33 protein-coding genes are annotated in these 22,965 nt (G+C 42.4%); 10 read left to right on the top strand and 23 right to left on the bottom strand.

Annotated features, from left to right (window positions below):
- Window positions 1-107: 107 nt before the first annotated feature.
- The 10 genes from FQV26_RS08050 to FQV26_RS08010 form a co-directional block, all read right to left on the bottom strand.
- On the bottom strand, window positions 108-878 hold the full coding sequence (locus FQV26_RS08050; RefSeq protein ID WP_146556974.1) for a class I SAM-dependent methyltransferase: 771 nt from the start codon (window positions 876-878) through the stop codon (window positions 108-110).
- Window positions 875-1,312, bottom strand: coding sequence for a BrxA/BrxB family bacilliredoxin (locus FQV26_RS08045; RefSeq protein WP_146556973.1), 438 nt, complete (start codon window positions 1,310-1,312; stop codon window positions 875-877). Before FQV26_RS08045 ends, FQV26_RS08050 begins: the two co-directional genes overlap by 4 nt.
- A 551-nt stretch (window positions 1,313-1,863) precedes the next feature.
- Window positions 1,864-1,995 carry a hypothetical protein gene (locus tag FQV26_RS19000; RefSeq protein WP_261384282.1) on the bottom strand — a complete coding sequence of 44 codons (132 nt, stop codon included), beginning with the start codon at window positions 1,993-1,995 and terminating at the stop codon, window positions 1,864-1,866.
- Window positions 1,996-2,167: 172 nt separating this feature from the next.
- The gene (locus FQV26_RS08040; protein ID WP_146556972.1) at window positions 2,168-2,413 is read right to left on the bottom strand and encodes a hypothetical protein; all 246 of its coding nucleotides are present in this window, start codon (window positions 2,411-2,413) and stop codon (window positions 2,168-2,170) included.
- A gap of 671 nt (window positions 2,414-3,084) precedes the next feature.
- Window positions 3,085-3,291: a hypothetical protein gene (locus FQV26_RS08035; protein WP_146556971.1), complete on the bottom strand. Its 207-nt coding sequence runs from the start codon at window positions 3,289-3,291 to the stop codon at window positions 3,085-3,087.
- A 239-nt stretch (window positions 3,292-3,530) separates the two neighbouring features.
- Window positions 3,531-3,785 carry a hypothetical protein gene (locus tag FQV26_RS08030; RefSeq protein WP_146556970.1) on the bottom strand — a complete coding sequence of 85 codons (255 nt, stop codon included), beginning with the start codon at window positions 3,783-3,785 and terminating at the stop codon, window positions 3,531-3,533.
- A 32-nt stretch (window positions 3,786-3,817) separates the two neighbouring features.
- Window positions 3,818-4,120, bottom strand: coding sequence for a hypothetical protein (locus FQV26_RS08025; protein ID WP_146556969.1), 303 nt, complete (start codon window positions 4,118-4,120; stop codon window positions 3,818-3,820).
- A 150-nt stretch (window positions 4,121-4,270) separates the two neighbouring features.
- Window positions 4,271-5,401, bottom strand: a complete 1,131-nt coding sequence (locus FQV26_RS08020; RefSeq protein WP_146556968.1) for a conserved virulence factor C family protein — start codon at window positions 5,399-5,401, stop codon at window positions 4,271-4,273.
- A gap of 26 nt (window positions 5,402-5,427) precedes the next feature.
- The gene (locus FQV26_RS08015; protein WP_146556967.1) at window positions 5,428-7,311 is read right to left on the bottom strand and encodes an ABC-F family ATP-binding cassette domain-containing protein; all 1,884 of its coding nucleotides are present in this window, start codon (window positions 7,309-7,311) and stop codon (window positions 5,428-5,430) included.
- Entirely contained in the window at window positions 7,308-7,943 is a 636-nt protein-coding gene (locus FQV26_RS08010; RefSeq protein ID WP_146556966.1) for an HD domain-containing protein, read from the bottom strand. The genes FQV26_RS08015 and FQV26_RS08010 overlap by 4 nt, the downstream gene beginning before the upstream one ends.
- 165 nt (window positions 7,944-8,108) lie before the next feature.
- Here FQV26_RS08010 and FQV26_RS08005 point away from each other — a divergent pair, with 165 nt between their 5' ends.
- Window positions 8,109-8,318, top strand: coding sequence for a cold shock domain-containing protein (locus tag FQV26_RS08005; protein ID WP_146556965.1), 210 nt, complete (start codon window positions 8,109-8,111; stop codon window positions 8,316-8,318).
- Window positions 8,319-8,372: 54 nt separating this feature from the next.
- On the opposite strand, the gene FQV26_RS08000 is transcribed toward FQV26_RS08005, so the two are convergent.
- Window positions 8,373-10,334, bottom strand: a complete 1,962-nt coding sequence (locus FQV26_RS08000) for a hypothetical protein (RefSeq protein WP_146556964.1) — start codon at window positions 10,332-10,334, stop codon at window positions 8,373-8,375.
- 18 nt (window positions 10,335-10,352) lie between these two features.
- Window positions 10,353-11,579: an ATP-grasp domain-containing protein gene (locus FQV26_RS07995; protein ID WP_146556963.1), complete on the bottom strand. Its 1,227-nt coding sequence runs from the start codon at window positions 11,577-11,579 to the stop codon at window positions 10,353-10,355.
- Between the two features lie 135 nt (window positions 11,580-11,714).
- Between FQV26_RS07995 and FQV26_RS07990 the strand changes: the two genes are divergently transcribed.
- Entirely contained in the window at window positions 11,715-12,284 is a 570-nt protein-coding gene (locus tag FQV26_RS07990; RefSeq protein ID WP_146556962.1) for a GNAT family N-acetyltransferase, read from the top strand.
- 35 nt (window positions 12,285-12,319) lie between these two features.
- Here the strand turns inward: FQV26_RS07990 and FQV26_RS07985 are convergent, their stop codons facing one another.
- The gene (locus FQV26_RS07985) at window positions 12,320-12,520 is read right to left on the bottom strand and encodes a zinc-finger domain-containing protein (RefSeq protein WP_146556961.1); all 201 of its coding nucleotides are present in this window, start codon (window positions 12,518-12,520) and stop codon (window positions 12,320-12,322) included.
- Between the two features lie 147 nt (window positions 12,521-12,667).
- On the opposite strand from FQV26_RS07985, the gene FQV26_RS07980 reads away from it, so the two are divergent.
- From FQV26_RS07980 to FQV26_RS07965, 4 genes are all read left to right on the top strand, one after another.
- Window positions 12,668-13,360, top strand: coding sequence for a queuosine precursor transporter (locus FQV26_RS07980; RefSeq protein ID WP_146556960.1), 693 nt, complete (start codon window positions 12,668-12,670; stop codon window positions 13,358-13,360).
- A complete protein-coding gene (locus tag FQV26_RS07975) occupies window positions 13,360-13,749 on the top strand; it encodes a ribonuclease HI family protein (protein ID WP_146556959.1) in 390 nt (129 codons plus the stop codon). The genes FQV26_RS07980 and FQV26_RS07975 overlap by 1 nt, the downstream gene beginning before the upstream one ends.
- Window positions 13,750-13,867: 118 nt before the next feature.
- Window positions 13,868-14,077, top strand: a complete 210-nt coding sequence (locus FQV26_RS07970) for a hypothetical protein (RefSeq protein WP_146556958.1) — start codon at window positions 13,868-13,870, stop codon at window positions 14,075-14,077.
- A gap of 20 nt (window positions 14,078-14,097) precedes the next feature.
- A complete protein-coding gene (locus tag FQV26_RS07965) occupies window positions 14,098-14,412 on the top strand; it encodes a hypothetical protein (protein ID WP_146556957.1) in 315 nt (104 codons plus the stop codon).
- Window positions 14,413-14,489: 77 nt separating this feature from the next.
- On the opposite strand, the gene FQV26_RS18995 is transcribed toward FQV26_RS07965, so the two are convergent.
- Entirely contained in the window at window positions 14,490-14,612 is a 123-nt protein-coding gene (locus FQV26_RS18995; protein WP_261384281.1) for a hypothetical protein, read from the bottom strand.
- 75 nt (window positions 14,613-14,687) lie between these two features.
- Here FQV26_RS18995 and FQV26_RS07960 point away from each other — a divergent pair, with 75 nt between their 5' ends.
- Complete coding sequence (locus tag FQV26_RS07960; protein ID WP_146556956.1) at window positions 14,688-15,698, top strand: PQQ-dependent sugar dehydrogenase; 1,011 nt, start codon at window positions 14,688-14,690, stop codon at window positions 15,696-15,698.
- Window positions 15,699-15,758: 60 nt separating this feature from the next.
- Here the strand turns inward: FQV26_RS07960 and FQV26_RS07955 are convergent, their stop codons facing one another.
- Genes FQV26_RS07955 through FQV26_RS07945 form a run of 3 tightly spaced genes read right to left on the bottom strand, consistent with a single transcriptional unit; the run spans window position 15,759 to window position 17,510 of the window.
- Entirely contained in the window at window positions 15,759-16,256 is a 498-nt protein-coding gene (locus FQV26_RS07955; protein WP_146556955.1) for a GNAT family N-acetyltransferase, read from the bottom strand.
- 15 nt (window positions 16,257-16,271) lie between these two features.
- Window positions 16,272-17,282 carry a S66 family peptidase gene (locus FQV26_RS07950; protein WP_146556954.1) on the bottom strand — a complete coding sequence of 337 codons (1,011 nt, stop codon included), beginning with the start codon at window positions 17,280-17,282 and terminating at the stop codon, window positions 16,272-16,274.
- A 21-nt stretch (window positions 17,283-17,303) separates the two neighbouring features.
- A complete protein-coding gene (locus FQV26_RS07945; RefSeq protein WP_146556953.1) occupies window positions 17,304-17,510 on the bottom strand; it encodes a hypothetical protein in 207 nt (68 codons plus the stop codon).
- A gap of 195 nt (window positions 17,511-17,705) precedes the next feature.
- On the opposite strand from FQV26_RS07945, the gene FQV26_RS07940 reads away from it, so the two are divergent.
- Complete coding sequence (locus FQV26_RS07940) at window positions 17,706-18,350, top strand: SDR family oxidoreductase (protein ID WP_146556952.1); 645 nt, start codon at window positions 17,706-17,708, stop codon at window positions 18,348-18,350.
- A 57-nt stretch (window positions 18,351-18,407) separates the two neighbouring features.
- Here the strand turns inward: FQV26_RS07940 and FQV26_RS07935 are convergent, their stop codons facing one another.
- Window positions 18,408-18,653: a hypothetical protein gene (locus FQV26_RS07935; RefSeq protein WP_146556951.1), complete on the bottom strand. Its 246-nt coding sequence runs from the start codon at window positions 18,651-18,653 to the stop codon at window positions 18,408-18,410.
- Between the two features lie 37 nt (window positions 18,654-18,690).
- Window positions 18,691-19,218 carry a cupin domain-containing protein gene (locus tag FQV26_RS07930; RefSeq protein WP_186759668.1) on the bottom strand — a complete coding sequence of 176 codons (528 nt, stop codon included), beginning with the start codon at window positions 19,216-19,218 and terminating at the stop codon, window positions 18,691-18,693.
- Between the two features lie 114 nt (window positions 19,219-19,332).
- Here FQV26_RS07930 and FQV26_RS07925 point away from each other — a divergent pair, with 114 nt between their 5' ends.
- Window positions 19,333-20,133, top strand: coding sequence for a TIGR00266 family protein (locus tag FQV26_RS07925; RefSeq protein WP_146556949.1), 801 nt, complete (start codon window positions 19,333-19,335; stop codon window positions 20,131-20,133).
- 413 nt (window positions 20,134-20,546) lie between these two features.
- Window positions 20,547-21,080 (top strand): GNAT family N-acetyltransferase, encoded by a 534-nt coding sequence (locus FQV26_RS07920; protein WP_146556948.1) that lies wholly within the window; start codon window positions 20,547-20,549, stop codon window positions 21,078-21,080.
- 59 nt (window positions 21,081-21,139) lie between these two features.
- On the opposite strand, the gene FQV26_RS07915 is transcribed toward FQV26_RS07920, so the two are convergent.
- The 4 genes from FQV26_RS07915 to FQV26_RS07900 form a co-directional block, all read right to left on the bottom strand.
- Window positions 21,140-21,526, bottom strand: a complete 387-nt coding sequence (locus FQV26_RS07915) for a VOC family protein (RefSeq protein ID WP_146556947.1) — start codon at window positions 21,524-21,526, stop codon at window positions 21,140-21,142.
- Window positions 21,527-21,574: 48 nt separating this feature from the next.
- Complete coding sequence (locus FQV26_RS07910; RefSeq protein WP_146556946.1) at window positions 21,575-21,850, bottom strand: ArsR/SmtB family transcription factor; 276 nt, start codon at window positions 21,848-21,850, stop codon at window positions 21,575-21,577.
- Between the two features lie 150 nt (window positions 21,851-22,000).
- Window positions 22,001-22,453: a GNAT family N-acetyltransferase gene (locus FQV26_RS07905; protein ID WP_146556945.1), complete on the bottom strand. Its 453-nt coding sequence runs from the start codon at window positions 22,451-22,453 to the stop codon at window positions 22,001-22,003.
- Between the two features lie 36 nt (window positions 22,454-22,489).
- Window positions 22,490-22,960 (bottom strand): FixH family protein, encoded by a 471-nt coding sequence (locus FQV26_RS07900; protein ID WP_186759665.1) that lies wholly within the window; start codon window positions 22,958-22,960, stop codon window positions 22,490-22,492.
- Window positions 22,961-22,965: the final 5 nt, after the last annotated feature.

Raw genomic sequence — 22,965 nt, 5'->3', positions numbered from 1 at the left:
TCTCCTGTTTATGCTTGTATACTTGACTTCACTTTCATTTACAGACTAATAAGCAATAAAAAAACTTTCTGGATGACAGAAAGTTTTTTTATTGCTTATTTTTATGTTCAGCAGGAAATGACACCAAAATGAAATTTTGTATTAGGCCGCACACGACGGATAAAACCAAAACGCTCAAAATCCTGAGAACGGAAATGTGCTTTTAAAACAATTTTTTTTCGTGCCACACGCTTTGCCTCTTTTACCCACAGCTCCGTCAATTGTCCTTGATCAGCTGGACCCCGCAGTGGAGTAAAGTTGGCGGCTTCTGATATTTCTTCAGTAAACATCGGGTCCATGTATACGACATCGATAGAATCAGATTCCATTTGCTGCAGAAATGACACAGCATTTGAAGAAACAACTTGGATGCGCTGCATAGCCTCTGTTAAATGAGACATGCCCTTGTACTGCTGTAAGCCCTGTCCAACAACATAGGCAAGAACTGGACGGCTTTCGCATCCGTATACCTGTCCTTTTTCTCCGACCCACTGGGAAACCACAATCGCATCAGACGCCAGCCCCAATGTGCAATCCAAAAATGAGTCGCCAGCTTCCAATCCAGAAATATCAATCAGTGGGTCCTGCTCAATCGGCCTTTTTGTTCGAAAAGCCGCAGAATTTGGATGAAAAAAGAACGGCTCGTTCTTACCCCATGGATAAAACTCGAGCCGCTCCTTCAAACAGACTAGGAGATGTGCTTCTTCATCCGCATGCATTCTCTCGATGGATCGTTTATTGCGCTCGACTTGCAAGATTCCCAGGTCTGCTGAAACGCGAGCAGCCCACTCCAAAGTAAATGAAGTAGGCCGGTACGCTGTAGTGACTACCGTTTTCACTGAGCAGACACCTGTTCAAGAACTTGCGCCAAATGGTCACGGATCTGTTCCATCGGATAGCCTTCGATCTGCTCCCGCGGAATAAAGTGTGCCAGCTCCCCGTCCTTCAATATTGCAATAGATGGCGACGATGGTGGAACTTCTTCAAAATAATTGCGCATCTGGGCAGTTGCTTCTTTGTCCTGGCCTGCAAATACTGTAACCAAATGCTCAGGTTTTGTTTCAACTGTTTGAAGCGCTTCGATGACTGCCGGACGCGCCAATCCTGCAGCACAGCCACAAACAGAGTTGATGACCACTAAACTGGTCCCTTCAGAACTGCTCATATGTTCATTGACTTCTTCCGCCGTCAGCAACTCTTTAAATCCCGCGCCGGTCAATTCCTGGCGCATAGGCACAACTATGCCTTTCATGTACTCATCATATGCGTTCATGCTTTCGCCTTCTTTCGTTTAATAGTGGTTAGACATTGTACATAGTATAAGATCTTGTCTATTTCAGTGTAACCTAGATAGCTTCAAATTTCATAGTATGCCGATTTAGATTTTTTGTCGGTCAGTACGATTTTTTAAAGAGAATTTCAGGAATTCCTTTCCTAGGGTCATATATATAGAAAGGAATCAATAGAGTTTTGGCTCATAAACTATTCGACACACACTCATAAAGACAGGAAGATGTATGATGGGGAAAAAGCAGAAGAAAGAAGAGACTTGCTTTGTTAAAAGATTTTAGTTTGTACCTTATCGTTCAACTCGTAGTGACTATCATATGAAATACGATTTTATTCATACCAAGAACGATTAATCATTTGTATAGCAAGCTCTGAATCTAGTTGGAAAAATCTCTTGTTACACCAACTAGTCAAAAATCCCCTATTCGTAATTTTAAGAAGCCGCTGCTTATTCTCGGCTCGTAGAATTACGGATAGGGGCTTTTGCAATTGCGGAAAGACGATCAAACCCGAGTGTCTCTTTAGATAACTCAGCTATTTGGAATCGGCCCTTTGGCTTTTTTCGTAAGCCTGTTCTTCCTTTAAGTAACGAATATAACTTGTTCCAAACGCCAACAGCGATATAATCCAGAGTGAAATGACAGCTGCATTTAAGATCATGAACATAATTATTCCTCCTCTTTTGCTAATCAGCAATCTCGTCGAATAAAAGATCCAAAATCGTCTTATCAATGTTTTTTAATTTTCATCGATCTGCATTATTTAGTATTAGTCGTGTTAAGACATGAATAAGTTTCTACTAAATAAGAAAAAGAGTGCCCCTTGGACACCCTTTTCATTATTTATCTTTTGAAATGCTAGTATACAAATTCTTAAGGTATTTATCCGGATGGGGCATCGGATGATTTTTGCCTCTTTTGGTATTTCGTTGATAACTTTCAAAAGCAGAAGTAATCAACTCCCAATCCTCTGGATAGTCGTTTTTAAAATTAATTTTGAACGTATGCCAAGTCATATCTTGTCCATATTTATTGATCATCGCTTCTATTTTTTTCTTTTTTGCCGGAAACACTGCACTGCCCATAGTATCACTCTTTTCTTTTACCAATATACAACAAAAGAGAAACTTTGGAAAGAAGCATTACAACTACTCGCTAACACGGAATTGCAAACAAATAAACAAAGGGCTTCCTCTTTTAACTGCAGCTTATTTTTCAGCTATTTTTACATTTGGTACATGGATTTCTTCCTTGTGTTATAGTGAGGCACGGAAGAGATTAAAAGATTCACTAAAGCTTCACTTGGTCAATTCCCCTAAAAATGAATCATGCTGCCCTTTCCCCCTATTAGTTCAGGATTTTATGATCTTCAAAACAGTGAAATATAGCACCTTTCATGAACCTCGCCTCGGATTCACTCTTAAGTGAAATTGCTAAGTCTAACGTTGAAAGAGAGCGATTCTATGAATTTGCATTATATTAAGGAACTTCTATTGATAACCTGTCATTTTAACACGTCTCAAATTACCCATACGTTTTCTATAAAAGACAGTAAAGATACGCTTACAGTCACATGTATAAAAGATACGTTCATTCTAGAAATCACAACAAGCGAAAGTCACGCTATCGAACACCATACCTCTATTGATGAAGCGGCAGAAAGTCTATTTAATAAGATCCATTCCACTTAACTTTCGAACCTCCTCATACAGGAGGTTTTTTCTTTTACTATCAGTCAATTATAAAAAGCCATCCCTCAGGATGACTTGAATAGCGAAATTTGAATGCCTTCAGCTGATGGCGGGCGAAGAATGATGGAGCTTCCGACTTCTTCTACCTTGTAATCCTTTAAATACTCTTCCACACCTTGTGCATGTTCTGCTACCGCTTCTCTTATAAGTTCACTGATGATCAGCGAACTTCTTTTTTCACTTAATACTATCCCATTGACTGTAAGATTCACCTGAAACCCTCCTATGTATATACTAACAAGATAGCATAAATTTAATAACAACAAACGTATACAAGGACCTAATATTTTTTAATAATTTTTATTAATCTTGATAAATTCATATCTTTTGATGTATAAAGTGATTTTAAATACCTATATTATCCTATATTTATGACACTATCTACATTCACACCACACATTCCTAGCAATAAAAAAGCTACCCGATTTGGGCAGCTTTAAGGATGTCAATTTCATTTTTCTTTGTCGACTGCTACATTATCGAATAGTCCCGGTACCAATCTGTTCACCGCGAAACTTTGTGTCAATCCGCAATGGCCACAGCCAGTGACGATTAATGGAAATTTCCCCGAAGTTGACTTGCCGAGGAACAAAAGCTCATCTACGATAACAGGATCTTTCTTTCCACATGCCGCACAAACCTTACTAACCCCTTTATCATTCAAAGTTTTCGCAATAATTTCTAACTGTTCTTTGGTGAGTCTCATCTTCTTCCACTCTCCTTTAGCTAATGAAAGCGTTATTCCAACTTGTCGTATTCTTTATTGATAAAATCGAGCATTTGGCTGAAGATGTCATATTCGAACCATTCGTAAGACGTATCCTGGTCGTATTTCCCATCATCCTTGATTGTTAGATTATTAGAGGAAAGTTGAACGATTTGGGTATCGTCAATAGCATCTTCCTCTTCCGTTACTTTCTGATCTTTAAATTGATTCGTTACTTTCTTATAAAAAGCATCGCGTTTTTGACGATCTTTAAATTCCCATGATTCATACTTTCCGCTATATAAAATTTCCATCGAATAAACACTGTTTGCCATTTTAATTCCTCCCAGTAAATTGTGACTCCCTATTTTATATTGGTTAGGAGCACTTTACCTCTTAATGGGCGAATGGAAACATTTTATTGCGGCCAAATTGAAATTAAAGCAGAAAAAGGCCGGCGACTTCTTAGTCACCGGCCTTCATTGTTAGTCTTCTTTCATCGCTTGACGCGCTTCGGTCATTTGTTTCCAAACCGAACCTTTAGCATCTTCGCCTTGTTCAATACGGGCAATTGCCATTTTGATCTGCAGCTTCACTTCAAATTCGGGATCATTTTCTGTTTGCTTTAAAGCTGGCAATGCCGCTTCTGTTCCAGTTTCATAAAGGAACATCGCAGCTCTCCAGCGAACCAGTTTATTTTTGTCGCCTAAGGTCTCAATCATGATCGGTTCAAATTCCTCAAATCCAAGATCACTGATCGTATCCCCGGCAGTTCTACGTACAGCCCAGCTTTTATCTTTCATGGCACGTTCGACATAAGGAACCACTGCTTTGTCTTTAATGTCTCCAAGAAATATAGCAGCTTGGCGGCGGATGGACATCTTTTCATCATCCAATGCGAGCGACAGCAATGGCAGATCGTCAATATCCGCTTCCATCATTTGATCAAGCAGCTGGAAACGAGTCTCCCAGTCTGGCGCAGCGAATTCGTCCGCTGTAATTCTGCGGTCACGTGATGCCACTTCGGTGTGTTCGGTATCTTCCTTGGTAGTCAAGTTATCCAAACGTTCCTGCGGATAAGCAGCTTCGATTTCCTCTACCATGCTTTTGCCGATCTCGCCTTTGTCGCCGTAACGAACGCCGTAATCAGCCCATTTGCGCTGCAGCAAGTAATTTTCTTCTGTAGGATCCATCACAAGCTTCATCGCTGTTACAAAGCGCTCCGGCATGCCAAAACGTTCTTCAGAGTTATTATCGAAGACTTTAACTTGGAGTGGAATTCCTTTGAATTCCTGCACATGGACATAGACCTCACCGTAATGCTCATCCAATTCAATTTCTTCACTTGTATGCTCCCGATCTTCACCAAAAACATTTCGTACTTGCGCCAGAATTGCTTCCCAATCAAATTTTGAAATGCGCTCGACTGCCAAAAAATCAGCGACGTGGTAAACGCCTTTCACACCTTCAATTTCCAAAAGCTCCCGGACTTCCTTCGGCGCATCTTCTAAATTGTCTTTATGGTAGTTATGGCTTTTGCCAAACGGCAATTCCTGATCGATGATCACTTTCATCGTATTCGGGCTCGGTGTCGGTTCAATCGTTATGATTTTCACAAAAAATCCCTCCTGCAATTTATAGCTTATGATTCTGCAATTTCCTGAAGCTCAGTCCAGCGCTCGATCAGCGTATCATACTCCGCTGTCAGCCCATTAACTTCTTCTGTCAGTTTCTGCAATTTATCATAATCAGCACCAGCGGAAGCCATTTTTTCTTCAGCTGCTTCAATTTTCACTTCCGTTTCGGCAATCTTATCAAGGATGCCGTCATATTCCAATTGTTCCTTGTAGCTCATTTTCTTTTTAGTCTTTACGGTTACGGGCTCAGCCGCCGGTGTTTCCACCAGTTCTTGCTCGGCGAGAACGACCGGATTGTTTTTCTCTTTAATGAATTCAGAGTACAATCCTTGATATTCTTCAATTCGGCCGGTTCCTGTTGTCCACAATTTGCGCGCGATGCGATCGAGGAAAAAGCGATCATGCGAAATTGTGATGACAACGCCCGGGAAGTTTTCCAGAAAATCTTCCAGGACTGAAAGTGTCTGAATGTCTAAGTCATTGGTCGGCTCATCCAGAAACAGGATATTTGGCTGCTCCATCAGAAGCTTCAGCAAATACAGACGTTTCCGTTCGCCGCCTGATAACTTGCCAATTTGAGTGCCGTGACCATTTGATGGGAACAGGAAGCGCTCGAGCATTTGAGTCGCTGATAGACGCACACCTTTCTCGGCTTCGAAATCACTCGACGTTTCTTGAATGTATTCGATCATTCGCTGAGATTCATCCATTTCCGGTAAATGCTGCGTAAAGTGAGCAATTTTCACGGTACTGCCGTATTCCATCTTGCCTGTAGTCGGTTCCAGTTCACCAGCCAGCATTTTCATCAATGTTGACTTTCCGGCGCCATTTGGTCCGACGATTCCAATACGGTCGCCGCCCTGCAAAAGAAAATCAAAGCCGCTAAAAATCTGCTTGTCGCCATAAGCAACACCCATATTTTTGCCCTCGATAATTTTCTTGCCTAAACGTTGGCTTTGCATCGACAGTTCGAGTGAAGTATTGTCGTTTTCCTTTTGAACATTTTCTTTGATTTCATCAAAGCGCTGGATCCGCGCTTTTTGTTTAGTCGAACGCGCTTTTGCCCCGCGGCGTATCCATTTCAATTCTGAACGGAAACGATTTTCGAGCTTTTGCTGTGATGAAGCGTTCATTTCATCGCGTATCGCTTTGTTCTCTAGATAGTCACCGTAATTCCCTTTATGCGTATACATCGTCTGGTCCGCAATCTCGAAAATATGCGTTGAAACGGCATCCAAAAAGTAGCGGTCATGCGTTACGAATAGCATAGCTGAACCCATGCGCAATAATGTTTCCTGCAGCCATTCCGTTGAAACGGCGTCCAGGTGGTTGGTCGGCTCATCCAGTAAAATCAGATCCGCTGGTTCGATCAGGGCTTTCGCAAGTGCGACACGCTTGCGCTGGCCGCCTGACAATTCACTGATCTGCTGATCGTACATATCGATTCCCAGTTTCGACAGAGCCGTTTTCGCCAAGGCGTTGATATCCCACGCGTTCTCCTGCTCCATTTTTTCCTGGATGTCCATCAATTCATCTTGCAATTGGGTTGAGCTTGAATCAACCATCATGTTTTTCAAGGCATTTTCATAAGCACGGTTCAAAGCAAGTATTGGTGATTCTCCTGAGAATACCGTTTCAAGTACTGTTAAGGACTCATCGAATTCAGGCTCCTGCATCAAGTAAGTGATTCGGTATTTTTTCGGGTGGTCCATAACCACTTTGTCTGCGTCCATTGTACCTGCTAAAATGGACATCAAAGTTGATTTCCCTGTTCCATTGACACCAATCAGTCCGGCACGTTCTCCTGGATACAATGAAAATTCGACATCCTTGAATAGTGTTTTGGCTCCAACTGTTTTCGTTAATTTTGTAATATTTAAGTGGCTCATTTATTCCCATCCATTTCTGTTTGTAGTTGCTCTAAGAAGGATAGCATAAATTCATGGCGATCTTCAGCCATCTGCTTACCTGTTTCCGTTGTCATCTGATTTTTCAACAATAAAAGCTTTTCATAGAAATGCGTGACGCTGCTAGTAGGCGCTTCCCGGTATTGCTGTTCGGTCATCTCGGTACGCGCTTGTTCGTTCCAATCATACAATTTTCGTCCTTTGGCTCCTCCGTATGCAAATGCACGCGCTATGCCGATCGCTCCAATAGCGTCCAAGCGGTCAGCGTCCTGCACGACTTTTGCTTCGATGCTTTCTGCCGGTTTTCCGTTGCCGCCTTTGAAAGATACGGACTCGATGACTTTCTGAATCTGTCTTAGCTGTTCGTCCGGAAGTCCAAGGCGGTTCAATATGTCCTGTTCCAAGTCTTCACCGGGTTTTTTGTATTTCGGGTCTGAAACATCGTGCAAAAGCACCGCCAGCTCGACAATAAACGCGTCAGCAGACTCGTTTTTCAAAATCGCTTGTGCATTCTTCATGACCCGCTCAATATGCTGCCAATCATGGCTGGCATCGAAAGATTCATAAATTTTCTGGACTTCATTCCTGCATTGCCTGATTTTTTCCTTTTCCATGCTTCCGCTCCTAACGCTTGTTTCTTCTATTATAACCTGAAGTTGCACCATAATGCCTGTATTCCCAACGATTATTGACGTTTTCATAGGCTTCATGTATAGTATAGCCATCCATAACATGGCGTCTATAGGTCCATGGCATACTCAATAATAGGGGGAACTCGCATGCACCAGGGAACAGTGAAATGGTTTAACTCAGAAAAAGGTTACGGATTTATTGAGTATAATGATGGTGATGATGTATTTGTCCATTTTACAGGTATCCAGGGCGATGGGTTTCGAACCTTGACTGAAGGCAAAATCGTATCATTCGATATTATTGATGGCAACCGTGGTCCACAAGCAGCAAATGTTATCCAAATTGATTCAGAATAAAACAATAGAAAAAAGCAGAAACGGAAATTCCGTTCCTGCTTTTATTTTTTTGCATTAAATCCACGTGTAATTTTTGCCCCAGCTTTCACGCGCCAAAGCTTCTATTTTCTCTACATCTGCATCTTCCACCATGATCAAATCGCCTTGTTCGTAAGGATTATAATGGAATGCGTACATCCGGGAAGTGAATTGATGGAAAGGCAATGAAGACTCCCCTTCAAATTCCCCGTTCCCCTGCACGCTCGTCAAGATTCCTTGACCCCAGTTCTGGCCGCTGTCATTGTTCGGATTATAAAAGTAGACGCGGCACTCGCCTTGTGGGTCTTCTGCAATCCGTTGAATAGAGACGGCATGCAAGCCTAGAAGATTGCCATGTACATTCGTGATATAAATTCCAACAGGGTTCGGGTAAATCATTTCATACCCTTCATTGTATTCCGGATGGTGTGTTGCGTAAAACAGCCGAACAAACGCTGAGTAATCGGCTACATAACCAGTCAATGGATCTATGATGTTGGCAAAACCGCGGGAGATCCATTCTCCGTAAAATTCAGGATTGACCCACTTGTGGCCGTCTTCACCACGCAAGATGGTTTTTTTCATCATTTCATTATAAATCTTATCTAAATGAGGAACCAGAACAATGGAGACGGGATCCAGATCCTGATGAATCTCTTCAGCAACTCCATTTACGACGACGTTGGAATGGATTGCTTCTCCCTCAAACGTCATATCAATATCGTTTTCCCGAACAGCACGGGCGATGTATTCAAGCAATTGGCCGATGCCATGCTGTGCCCATAAACTCAAGGCTCTCGCAGATTGACAGGTCGGATTCAAACCTTGTCCGATGCCAAGCGGTTGTCCCAGGATATTAATGACTCCGCCAACCAAAATGCCATTAGCTGTAATGCCGCCTTTTCCAAACTCAGGTTTCGTCAGTAATTTTTTCACTTCCGGACGGATATCGATATCAAAAAGTCTTCTGAGCGCCGGCAATAAAGGTTCTTGTGTCAACACGCCCCGGTCCAGCATTTTCGACAAACCATATATGACTTTACTGGTTTCCGGGTGAATAGAAATCTGGATCATATCCCGAATCAATTCAGCATTGGCATTCAGGCTTGCCTGTCCCTGCTCGGTCAGGTTTAAAGCATCTGGCAAGAGATGAGGATATTTCCGGTTAAGATAACGGACAAATACCGCATTAGCAGGTGATACCAACCCGGTCGCATTCATCGACTCGGCGTATGTCCGCGCTTCTTCACGAAGATTTTCTTCACTTTCTTGCATCAGTTGTTTCCGATATGACTTCAAATCAGTATATTTTTCGCTTAAAGCGGTCGGATACGATATCGCTTTTTTGAAATACAACAACCGATCTTTGGTACCATCAGAAATATTTTCATCAATCATGCGGGTTGCGGTTTCAATCATTAGAATAATCCGGTCGACCATGATCGGACGCTGAACCGTCAAGCGCTCGATTTCCTCCACCAACTTTTCGGCCACCGCTTTATAGGAAAGCTTCCCTCCAAGAAAACGGAATAGCCGCTCGCCTCTTTCTAAATGCTCACCAAAGCCTGCCACTCTTGCTTCTTCAGTTTCAGGTGGAAAAAGAAGATCCAGGTTTAATGCCAGTACTTCGTTTAGAAAAGTGGCTGCTTCTTCTGAAGATACTTCGGGATGCTCATAGTTGCCTTCGGCTATTGCCAACATCCGGAGTTCGCTTAATAGTTCAACTAGCGAATTAATTCCTTTAATCTTCAGAGATCCACCGACAAATGGAGCTTCCAGATTCGAGGCATCCGCCCAAGGTCCGCCGTGAAAGACGCCCGCTTGATCGAATTTCGGTGCAAATTCATATAATTGAGCCAATCCTTCTTCCGTAGAAGCGAGTTCAGTCGCCAACTGAAAAACATTCGTCTGATACATGCTTTTGGCGAATGGTTTGGCGTCTTCAAGTGTTTGGAGCGCTTGCCCGAATTTATCTTTGGTCGTTAACTCTGTTGTCATTTAAACTCCCCCAAGCTATTAATGATAAAAATCATAGTCTTCGTAATGCTTCAGCAATTCCTTCATTCGTTCGCTGTCGTCTCCAAAAAAGAACAAGGTTCCATAATGATTGCCGAATCCTACCCGTTCTGCCACTTTAGAGGTAACGGGTATGAATAGGTCATGCTTTTCGAAATATGGGTCGTTCTTTAGTTCTTCGGGAACATCCAATTTTTCAATCAAGCGAACACGCGGATATACCATGAGACTTCCCGCATAGCCTTTTGCTGAAACGACTTCTTCCGGGAAGAAATTATCGAGTTCTTCTGGAGAGGTATCAGGATCACTGCAAAGAATTTGTGCTTGAAATGCATTGAATCCATATGCTCTTTCAATCAAATCAAATATATGTCCTCCCGGCACGCGTGCCGCCACTTCACCGAAGTTTAAGGTTCCATCGTGGGAAATAAAGTATTCGGGATGAATGACACCATACTGAATTTCAAATGAATCCACCAGTTTTTGCACTTGCTCAAGAATCTGAGGGCGCCATTCTTCAAGGGCAGGGGAAGCTGGAACGAAATTGGAATGTCCTAATCTTACGTATTCCGTAATGTTGAGGAATTTCACTTGGCCGTTATGGATAAACGCTTCACATGAAAATTCTTGGCCATCCAGATGGCTCTCCATAAGATAGGGAAATTCCTGATCCCCAATTTTATCGATATCACTGGCGTCGCGAATCATCATATGTCCGACGGTTCCTGCTTTATTCAACGGTTTAATGTGGATAGGATCGTTTAAATCGCCATCTATCTTAATCAGGGCATCATTGACACGTTTGAGGAACCGGTGGATATCATCCTTAGAGTAGGCTTCTTCGAAAACACCTACTTTAATGCCTGACATTTGGGCTTTGCGCTTCATCAAGCCCTTGTCGCGCAGCAACAGCGAACGGTTGAATATCCGTGGATCATCGAAAAATCTTGCGTTCAACGCCCCCGCCCATTCAACAGTTTCCTCGTAGATGGGTACAGCCACTTTCGTATTCAGTTCTTTCAATCTTTCGTATAGTTCGTCCGAACCTTCATTGAGGCGGTCAAAATCCCAAGCAATAAAGGTGATGTCATTTTCATCTGCAAAGGTTTGAAAATCTGGCGGTCCGACTACTACAAATGGCCGGTCCAGTTTATCAATCGCTTCTATTGCGGGTAAACTCCACCCTAACAAAGCTGTGAGTTTTTGTTGCTCTTTCATTTCTTCCATAATAACACTCCTTATCCGATAGTTTATAGGTCCCTGCATATCTTTACTATTGCCTTCGTTAAATATTCTAAACATACAGTTAATCCGGTTTACTCCTTCTCCAGATCGGCAAAATAAAAGGAAAGGAGTGATTCGATGAGACAATGGTTTTTAAACCTGAAGGAATATTTTCCAGCCAAAGAAATGAAAACCGAAGAACACATGGCTTGTTTATTGGAAGAGAAAAGCAATAAGTATAAGGTAGAAACAAACTCCGAATACACTTTGGTCTACTATGAGGAACCTGGCTTTTTATTTATTGATTACATTCTGATTTTCAGCTCATCTAGAGGCAGTGGCATCGGCAGCAAATTGATGGAACGGATCAAGAACAAAAATAAACCGATCCTTCTGGAAGTTGATCCGATTTCCTCGAAAGATCCGGAATCTGTTAGGCGTGTCCGTTTTTACGAAAAGCTTCATTTTAAGAAAGTTCATGCCATTCAGTATGTCCGCAAACATCCGATGACCGGAGAAAAAAGTGAAATGGATATCTTCTTCTGGTCCCCTCATGACGTAACAGATGCTTGGATTTTAGAAAAGATGAAAAAAGTTTACACAGAAGTCCATGCTTTTCAGAATGCCGAATTTTATGGAACTGTCCCAAAACCTGCTTCTGCTGTCCTTCAATTGCATGAGCAACACACTTCCAATCAAGTCAAATAAAAAGCCTGTGGCAATTTCTGCCACAGGCTTTCTATTTATTGTTTATCGCCGGTTCCGACTTTATTAAGTTCATTACCCAAAAATTGCAGTTGGGATCCAACTGTACAATTGCTGATGCAGAATCTGTGGGCAGCCGTTTTCCCCTCGTCTTTGCGAAGTTGGGTTTTCACAAAGCAGCCTTCACAGTATGTAGTCAGCATTTCATCGATTTCGTTAATAATGGAAACTTTTTTCACTTTGTCACCTCTTAGCAAATCGTCATTTCCTCATTCTACTACGCATTTGTTTTTTATTCCAACAATAGTTATACTGACTGAGGACATTTTTACGGTACCAAGCGGTTCGCAAATTCCCGCTTTACCAAAACTAAGGAGGAAGTTTTTTTGTTTAATGAATTTTGGGGACTTGGCTTTGCCTTGTTCAATTTTGTTTTATTATTGCTTATGTATAAATTCTTCGGCAAGACCGGCTTGTTTGCCTGGGTTGCCATTTCCACGGTGCTGGCCAATATCCAAGTGACGAAAACCATTGAAATCATTGGTTTGACGGCTACACTCGGCAATAGCCTTTATGCTTCGACCTTTCTTGCTACGGATATCTTAAATGAGAAATATGGCAAGAAAGAAGCAAAAAAAGCAGTTTGGCTCGGCTTCTCTTCTCTATTGATCTTGGTGCTGGTTATGCAGTTCGGCATTAAGTTTATCCCGGCTGAAAGTGATTTTGCGCAAGGCTCTTTGGAAACGATTTTCGGGCTGATTCCGCAAATCGCTATTGGCAGCATGGTGGCCTATCTTGCCAGCCAGCACTTGGATGTTATTATCTTTGGTGCGCTTCGCAAGATGTTTCCAAAGGATAGCCAATTCTGGATCCGCAACAATGGCTCCACATTGCTGAGTCAGTTGCTGGATACCTTGATTTTCACGTCCATCGCTTTTTGGGGCGTCTTCCCGTTCGATGTTTGGCTGCAAATTTTTATTTCGACTTACGTATTGAAGTTTATCGTCTCTGTTTTGGATACGCCTTTTGGCTATCTTGCAAAATTAATTAAACCCATTGATGAAAAGCAGGTGATGTAATGCTGGAAGTTTTTGTGGATGCGGCATCGGCTGGCACCCCGCAAGTCAGCGCAGTCGGTGTATTTATTCGAGGTGAAGGCCATTTAATCCACTGGAGCGAATATGTAGGAGAGATGGATAATCATACTGCAGAATTTACTGCATTGGTAAAAGGACTCGAGCTTGCCAAAGAATTGTCATCTGGTATGGTGTCGATCAAGTCCGATTCCAAAGTGACTGTGGATGCTTTTGAAAAGAGATCGATTAAAAATCCAAAGTTTAAGCCATTGCTTTTACAAGCACTTGAAATTGGCGATCAATTCGATTATTGCTTTATCAAATGGATTCCAGACTCCCAAAACCGTGCAGCAGATGCTTTGGCGAGAACCGAGCTTCGTGCACACAAATAATTTGTCCTCAACCTAAACAGCCGACCTTAACTTTATGGTCGGCTGTTTGGGTTTCTATGCATACGTAAGCGCCAAAGTCTGATAAGATTAAAGTATTATCTATCATTGGAGGAACCTTATGAGAACTAAACTTGGTACTGCACTCGATATCTTTATTTTGGTCATCGGACCATGGATCGTCTACACTCGAATTATTGATATGATGCAAAATGGCGTTTCTGTTTATCCAGTAGTATCGGTCGTTATCGTGACCGTGGCGGTCATCTTCTCCGTCTATAACCTGTATTTACTAGTTGCACGCAAACAACAGAGCAATACGAAAAAATAAGTTGAAAAGAGGCTTTAATTTTGAAATCGCTTTTGTTCTATCTAATACCGCTAGTGATTTTCGCGGTTATCAATAATACGGTCGCTTCCTTTTCGTGGCCACATTACCTGGTTTTGCTGCTGGCTTTCCTTGTGTTCCAGTTGGCCCGCATGCGCTATCCTAAAGACGCCATCCCCCCCATTGCCAAAATCACACAAGCGGTGTTTTACATACTGACAGTTGCGACGATTTTCCGCGACCAGTTTTTAAGTCCTTTGCTCATAAACGTAATGTTGGGTATAACGCTAGGATTTGTCATTTCTGAAATTATCCAGACGAAAAAAAAGCCATCCTAAGATGACTGTAGACAGCCTCGAACGATTCGGGCTGTGTATGGTCTTTTTTTGTACAGCGTTAACTGAGGATGTTTCTTTTATCTGGTGAAATACCAAACCAGCACCAGAACAACGGCAACAATGACCCAAGTAATGATGCGGATGAGGTTCTGTTTTTTTCGGATTTCTTCTTGTTCTTTGACGTCTTTCAATAAGGGCATGGAATCACCTCCTTCATACTATTATTTCCTATCTGTGAATTATTCAATTATGATGGAAAAAAGGAGGTATCTTTTGTGAGAAAAATTCTAACACCCTCACTTTCCCTTTTGCTGTTGGCGGGATGCAATAATGCAGCACCTAATCCGGATGAAGCGACTGCACCGTTCGAAGAAGTCGCCACAGGACTTGAAACTCCTTGGTCAATCAATAAGATTGGTGATGAATTCTACATTTCGGAAAGGCCGGGCACAGTTGCCTATATAAATGCAGATGGTGACCTGATGCGCCAAGAAGTCAACTTTAGCGATTCTATCTCTGGTGCCGCTGAAGCAGGATTTTTAGGCTTTGTTTTAAAGCAAGACTTTGAAGAGAGTCAGGAAGCTTATGGATATTACGTCTATGAGCGCGATGGCCAGGACTACAACAAGATTGTCACTTTGCTTTTGGAAGACGGGCAATGGCAAGAAAATGAAGTGTTGCTTGAGGGAATTCCAACTGGCAATGTCCATCACGGCGGTCGGCTGGAATTGGATTCTGACGGTACCCTTTTCGCGACGATCGGCGATGCTTCAACTCCAGATCTTGCTCAAGATTTAGGTTCTGTCAACGGCAAAATTCTTAGACTCAACGCTTCCAATGAATTTGAAATCTATTCGCACGGCCACCGCAATCCTCAAGGCATCGCTTGGGACAATGACACGATGTATGCCTCTGAACATGGCCAGTCCGCAAATGATGAAATCAATATTATCGAAGAAGGCAATAATTACGGCTGGCCAATTATCGAAGGCACTGAGTCTGAAGAAGGCATGGAATCCCCTTTCTACACCACGGGATCTAATGAAACGTGGGCACCGAGCGGAATAGCGACGCATAACGATTCGCTTTATGTAGCAGCGCTCGGTGGAACAGCTATCAAAGTTATGGATCTCGATAACGCCGAAGTGACGGATTCGATTGAAGGCTTTGGTCGGGTACGAGATGTCTACTCAGATGGAGACTCACTTTATTTTATCACCAACAATACTGACGGCCGTGGTAGCCCTGCGGATAATGATGACAAACTTTATAAATTGAATGAATAGCAAAAGGTGTATTGGATGAATCCAATACACCTTTTCTTTGTAGTTGAATCCTTTACGCTGTTAAATGAATTTCACCATCAGATCTTCATCGATATATTTTTCCGGTGTTTTCATCGCCCGTATGTCAGTTCCGTATTTTTCAAAGCCCAGACGTTTATATAAAGTAATTGCCGGCAGATTGTTACTGGCGACCATTAAATCCAACCTCTCGAGTCCCTGCCACTTTAAGGCATAATGGAGAAGTTCCTGCATCAGCCGCAATGCAAGTCCGTTGCCTCTTTTTTCAGGTGTGACATATACAGCCAGCACCAATGCTCGGTGTTGCATTTTTGGCGCTTCATTGCGGAGCAAAGTTACATTGCCGCACAACACCCCGCCTCGAAAAGCACCAAAAGTGACAGCATTTTCCAAAGCCAGATTTTCTGCAGTTTTTTCGACTGGGCGTTGAATTGCATCTTCCAGTCTTGTACTGAAAGCATCTGGGCTGTTCTTTAATGCTTCAATACGCAAATCATAATAGGCCTGTGCGTCTTGAACACTAAGCTTTCGAATCTCCATGGCCATTCATCCTTTTTATCTGAATTCCTGTATAACCGTTCCTTTGCCCTCGGCAACCTGGATTTCTGCATGCGCTCCGTTGACGAAGGTGATTTGAGGAGGAACGTGTCCTAAATCGATGTCATAGGCAATCGGCAAACTTAAATCTTCTGCTAGATCCTGATACATCATTTCTACCGTATATCCTTCCACTGGCTCATTCGCTCCGCTTCTGCCAAATAAAATGCCGGCACAATTCTCAAACCAGCCTGCGTATTTCATGCCAGTCAGTGAGCGTTTTAAATCGGCAACAGACATTTCACAATTCTCCAAGTACCAGATAACTGGTTCCTCTGGAATGTGCTCGTCTCTAAACGCTCGAACTTCTCCATATGGTGTACCGATCAAATGGCGGATAACGTCTATACACCCGCCCAACAGCCGCCCTGAGAATGTCTCAGAGCTCCCGGAAACCGTCTTCCATTCAGTCGGTTCCGTTAAATGAAAGACCACTGGCGACGGCTCAGCATGATTCCATTGTTTCTGATAGTATTTTGAAGAGCTTTGAGCTATCGTTTCACCTTGTCCAGTTTTTAGCACTGATAACCAGCGATCCGTTGTTTCATCGCTTGTTTTACCACGCAGATCCACAATGTTGGTGCCATGTGCCGTCGCTATTCCGGTTTTTAACGTAATTGCCAGCAACAGTAAACTAAGGTCCGAATACCCGAGTACCCATTTAGGCTGTATTTTTGAAAAATCCAGATATTCCAGTATTTCAATCAGCAATTCCCCACCCCATGGAGGGAAGATAAAATCAATGTCAGTATTGTTCATCATATCCATGAATTCATCCGCGCGTTTTTTGGCAGGTGCTGATTTTGCAAACTCCTGCGTCCAGGCGGTGTCGCCGGTCACTACTTTAAAGCCTTTCTCTTGTTGACGAGCAATCGCTTGTTCCAAAAGGCTATGCTGCTCAGGACCAACTCCTGAAGACGGAGCGGTAATACCCATTGTGGTAAACATAATAGCAGGATAACGAATCATTCAATAGTCCCCCTTTTAGTTTCAAACAAAATAAAACAACGAAAAAATCATGGCCATCAAAATACCGGCTCCTGCACAGAACCACACCGCATACCCCAGCATTTCAAGAAAACGGCTTGGTTCCTTATCTAATCTTTTCCCTTTAAACTGAGAAAAATCAGGCGGGGTCTCTCTCTTTAGAGTTGTTTCTTTTAGATTCATCGTCTTTGTGTCTGTCATCGGGTCCATGTTGTTCCTCCTAAAATCAGTTGCAGTCAATCGTTGAGATATCTACCATTATACTAAACTTGACTTGAGAATATAGTCCCCTTTTCATCTAATTGTCATTTTTCAGAAAAAACAAACGAGCACTTTGGTTGAACCAGCCTTCCGGGGGTATAATGATGAAAGAAAGAAATATATTTATTGGAAGGGCTGATTTGAATGAAAGTATTAGTAGTCGGAGCAAATGGACAAATCGGACGGCATTTCGTAAAAATGCTGGCAGACAGTGAAGACCATATACCGAAAGCGATGATCCGAAAAGAAGAGCAAATCAGTTTTTTCAACAGTCTGGGAGTAGAGTCGATATTGACCAGCTTGGAAGGCAGTGTGGAGGAGATTGCTGAAGCTATGAAAGACTGTGAAGCTGTAGTATTTACAGCCGGAAGCGGCGGCGGAACAGGTGCCGATAAGACCTTATTGATTGATTTGGACGGTGCCGCAAAAACCATTGAAGCAGCAGAACAGACCGGTACAGAACGCTTTCTCATGATCAGTGCCATCAATGCCGACAAACGCGATATGTGGAAAGAGGATATGGCGCATTATTACGTAGCCAAGCATCACGCGGATAATATCTTGCGTGCCAGCGGATTAACCTATACCATCATCCGGCCAGGCCTTCTAACCAATGAGCCCGGAACTGGCAAAGTCCTGGCGACGGAAAATTTGGACTCTGGTGAAATTCCACGGGAAGATGTGGCGCGTGTGCTATTGCATTCACTTGAAAATGAACATGTTTATAACAAGACATTTGAAATTGTATCCGGTGAGGATGACATCGCAGACGCACTCAATCGTCTTTAGTTAGTCAAGTTAGTAAAAAAAGGCGCTTGATCAATGATCAAGCGCCTTTTTTAGAATTTAAGATGCTGTTTTCAAACTTCTGATACCCAGTACCAGTTGAAATACAAAAGCAATCGAACAAAGAATGATTGCCGCATAGCCGATTCCGCCAATCGGCGTCATTTGAAATGTCTGGATGACCAATAAAGCCATCATCACGGCAATGCCAAAATTCACGATATACGGTTTGTCGTAGAATTTTTTAGAGGCAATTCCTACAAAGATCGCAACAGCAATAATTAAAATCAGTAAAAAATTCCCCATTAGTTTCCCTCACCTTTTCGATATGTCTCCCGCAATTCTAGCATTTATCCTCAGAATTCGATAGAGCGCCGGGAATTTTTTCGTAAGCCAGCTTCCGGATGATATGCTCTTGGTCGGGATAACGTTCCAAAAGTTCATCTTGCAACAGCAATTCAAAATCCTCGAAATCAAAACCTGGTGAAACCATGCAGCCCACTAATGAAAATGCATTTTCTGCCTCAACGGAAGAACCAAAAACACTGCCCTTTTCCACCAATACCTGAGGCCGTTCACCAGCCTCGATGTCCAGACCCAATTTTTCAGTGCGGTAATTCCCTTTCGCGTCCAAAATATGCACTGTTAGACCATGCCCTGCATGAAAATACCACAGTTCATCCGATTTTAGCCGATGAAAATGTGAAATGTCCTGTGAGCGGAGTAAATAATAGATGCTCGTGTATAGATTTCTTTCAGCTGAGTGAGTAGCCATCTGGACTTTTTCAGTTGAGACGAATGATTGTTTGTAATAGCCGCCCTCTGGATGTGCGGCCATGTCCAAATGCGTGATCCAATCTTCTGCCTTCATAATTTTCATCCCCGTTCTTTTTATTTTTGACAGCCTTGAAATTGTGAAACTTTCTATATTTTCAGACGTATCCATTATATAACAACTACCACAGAAGATTGAGGAGGAAATAAGATGAATAACCATGAAATCGATTTTAAGCTGCATGGGGATGATATGCAATTTGTTGAAGTAGAGCTGGATCCTTCTGAAACGGTTATTGCAGAAGCTGGCGCATTGATGATGATGGAAGACGGCATTGCAATGGAGACGATTTTTGGTGACGGCTCTAAAAGTTCAGGCGGCAGTGGCTTGATGGGCAAGCTGATGGGTGCAGGAAAGCGAATCATCACCGGTGAAAGCTTGTTTATGACCGCTTTTACCAATAACGGGACCGGCAAGCGCCACGTGTCTTTTGCAGCACCATATCCCGGCAAAATCATTCCAATGGACTTGAGCATGTTGAACGGTAAAATCATTTGCCAAAAAGATTCTTTTCTCGCTGCGGCCAAAGGTGTATCGATTGGCGTTGAATTTCAACGCAAACTCGGGGCGGGCTTTTTCGGCGGCGAGGGCTTTATCATGCAGAAGCTTGAAGGCGATGGTTTGGCATTTGTTCATGCGGGCGGCACCATTTATCGTAAAAACCTCCAAAAAGGAGAAGTACTGCGAGTTGATACAGGTTGCTTAGTTGCCATGACAGGTGACGTCGACTACAATATCGAGAGTGTACCTGGCATTAAAACCGCTTTATTCGGCGGCGAGGGTTTATTCTTTGCTACACTTCGCGGCCCTGGCAGTGTCTGGATCCAATCTATGCCTTTCAGCCGTTTAGCGAGCCGTGTATTTGCTGCAGCTCCTCAAAATCCAACTGGCCGATCACAAGGTGAAGGCAGTGCAGCCGGCGGTCTTTTCGATTTACTTGGCGGAAGATAACAGATTCTGATAGTTTTTACCGAGTATTCAAACTGCCTACTGTCGCCGCTTTTACTGTTGTTGCCAACTAGCAGCAGGTAAATATCAAAAGAAGAAAATGTCCACCCAGTAGATGTATTGATTAATAATACAGTAAAAAGCAGAAAGATTTGAAACGCTCAATTCAAATCTGTCTGTTTTTTTTAAAAATGATAAGGGTTTTTTGGTCTTGCCTAGCTGAATTGGAAGAGGCGGATACGTGCCTTTCACCGACAAGAATAGTTCAATCACGAAATTTCTGCCTGCGTATTCTACTAGTAAGGGAGTATTGCCGATAGAATGTAATTTCATGGATTTGGATAAATATGTTATTATCTGTTTATCGCTTTTAAAGAATTTGAATAGTTTCTTCCAATTAAAAAAGGGGTGGAGAAATGCAAATAAGAAAAGCACAGCTAAATGATGCCGCAGGCATTGCAAAAGTACATGTAGACAGTTGGAAAACCACTTATCAACACATTATGCCAGCTGAATTTTTGAATACTTTATCGTATGTACAGCGAACAGATTTGTGGACGAGAAACATTGGAGATAAAACTGACTACGTGGTCGTTGCTGAGAATAATGATGGAGAGATCATCGGTTTCGGTACTGCTTCGAAAAGGAAAACCAATCATGTAGAGAATTCTGGAGATTTGACTTCCATTTATCTGCTGAAGGAATATCAGGGGCACGGTATCGGGAAGATGCTGTTAAAAGAGTTGTTTTTGCGGTTTAGGCAGTTAAAGTACGAAAAAATATTTGTAGAAGTACTAGAGGAAAATAACACACGCTTCTTCTATGAACACTATGGAGCAAAAAAAGTAAAAGCCGTCGAAATTGAAATTGGCGGTGTTAAATTGAAAGAACTCATATATGAGTGGGAAGATACCGGTAACGTCCTGGAACAATTACATAGCAACAAGTAAAGCCAAAAAGATAACCGTTCTTCAATTGAAGAGCGGTTATTGAAAAATTGCTGCAAGCCTTAAAGTGGCTGTGCGATTTGAATTAAGTTGCCGCAGGTATCGTCAAAGACAGCTATCTTTACGTTGCCCATTTCTGTCGGTTCTACCGTAAACCTTACGCCTTGCTTAAACAGCCTTTCGTATTCTTTTTGAACATCATCTACTCCAAACATCGTTGCAGGAATACCGTCCTCGAAAATCTTCTGCTGAAATTCCTTGGCGGCCGGGTGAGCATTCGGTTCGAGCACAAGTTCCGTACCATTTGGCTGATTCGGAGAAACTAGCGTGATCCAATTGAATTCCCCTAAAGGTATATCGTGTTTTTTTACAAACCCAAGTGTTTCCGAATAAAACCTCAGTGCCTTGTCTTGATCTTCAACAAAAAGACTGGTAACAACGATGTTCATATCGTCCTTCCCCCTTTAATAAGTGTCATACCGCTCCACTTCAATAAATCAACCAAGCCAAGCTTCCAATAAATTTTTTAATGGTTCTTTGTCAAACGTCAATACGCGATATTTCCCTTTTTTCGCGGACTTCACTAATTCTGCTTCATCCAGTATGGCAAGGTGTTTAGCGATAGCCTGTCGCGAAATGTCAAGATTGTGCTTTGTAATTAAACGAATTGTCAATTCATACAAAGTCATTTCATCTCGTTCTGATAACTCGTCCAGTATCAACCGACGCGTCGCATCACTGAGTGCTTTAAATACTAAGTCTTTGTTTTCCATACACTCATAATACGCAACCTTTTAGTTGCTTGTCAAGTAGCTACTCGCTAGTTTTTCTTCGAGACCATACCGACTTTGATTTTAAATAATTCAATAAGAAAAAAGACTGGATGCTCTCGCTCCCAGTCTTTTTTAACACTTTATTTCAGATCAACGTTCAGTCAATTCCCAATAAACCATTCCAGCCGCCTCATGGGTTTTCTTCATTTGATTTTTTTCCAATACCCGAATTGAAGCAGCATTGTCATAATCAGTTTCTGCAATCACTTTTTCTACAGTTGAGGTTTGAAAGGCCCAATCGATAAGCCCACCGACAGCTTCTGTTGCATACCCCATCCCCCAATAAGCTTCGAGAAAACCATAGCCCACTTCTACTTCCTTTCGCGAATTCGGTTTTCCTTTAAAACCTGCGTCTCCGATCAAGGCCTCATCGAATTTCCGAAAAACAAGCCAGCTTCCCCAACCCAAGAGAGAGGCATCCACAGCCAGCTCCTTTATATGATTCGTTACTTCCTGTCCATTGTTGTACTGGTGAATTTTCATGACTTGAAGCGCTTGTTTGTCAGCTGCATGCATGACTAAGCGCGAAGTTTCAATAATCATTTTCCTATCTCCTATTCAGATAAAATTGAATCACTATCAATGATGCTTTTCTGATGATTCCTGCTCTTTTACAGGTCCTTCTTTTAAGGTATTCAACTCAGCTTCTGAAAGTTTTCCGACAATAAATTGCTGCCGAGGACTCACAATCGATCCATTGTTTCCAGCGTGTACTTCCAAATAATATAACCCTTCCTCTTCTAGCTGAAAATCCATTTCATATACACCCTTGCCGAGAAATGTTGCCTCTTCCATTGGAAGATGTATTGAATGGTCGTGTTTCCAAACTTCAAAGTGGACGAAATTGGCTTCTTCTATGGATGCTGTTGGTTCAGTTAATACTGCTTGCATAGTAAAAGTCTCCTGTGCAGCAATGGAATCCGGCATAGCTATTTCTACTTGAAGAGGATTTTCTTGCTTGTATAAATCAGCTGCATCGCTGCGCAGGGAACAAGCGCTGAGTATAGAGATACAGAAGATACTTAAAAGCAGCAATCGTCGTTTTCTCATGAGTC

The organism is Planococcus sp. CPCC 101016, from assembly GCF_007859295.1.
Taxonomy (GTDB): Bacteria; Bacillota; Bacilli; order Bacillales_A; family Planococcaceae; genus Planococcus.
The sequence above is the reverse complement of the archived record's forward strand: the minus strand, read 5'-3'. Positions and strand labels throughout refer to the sequence as shown.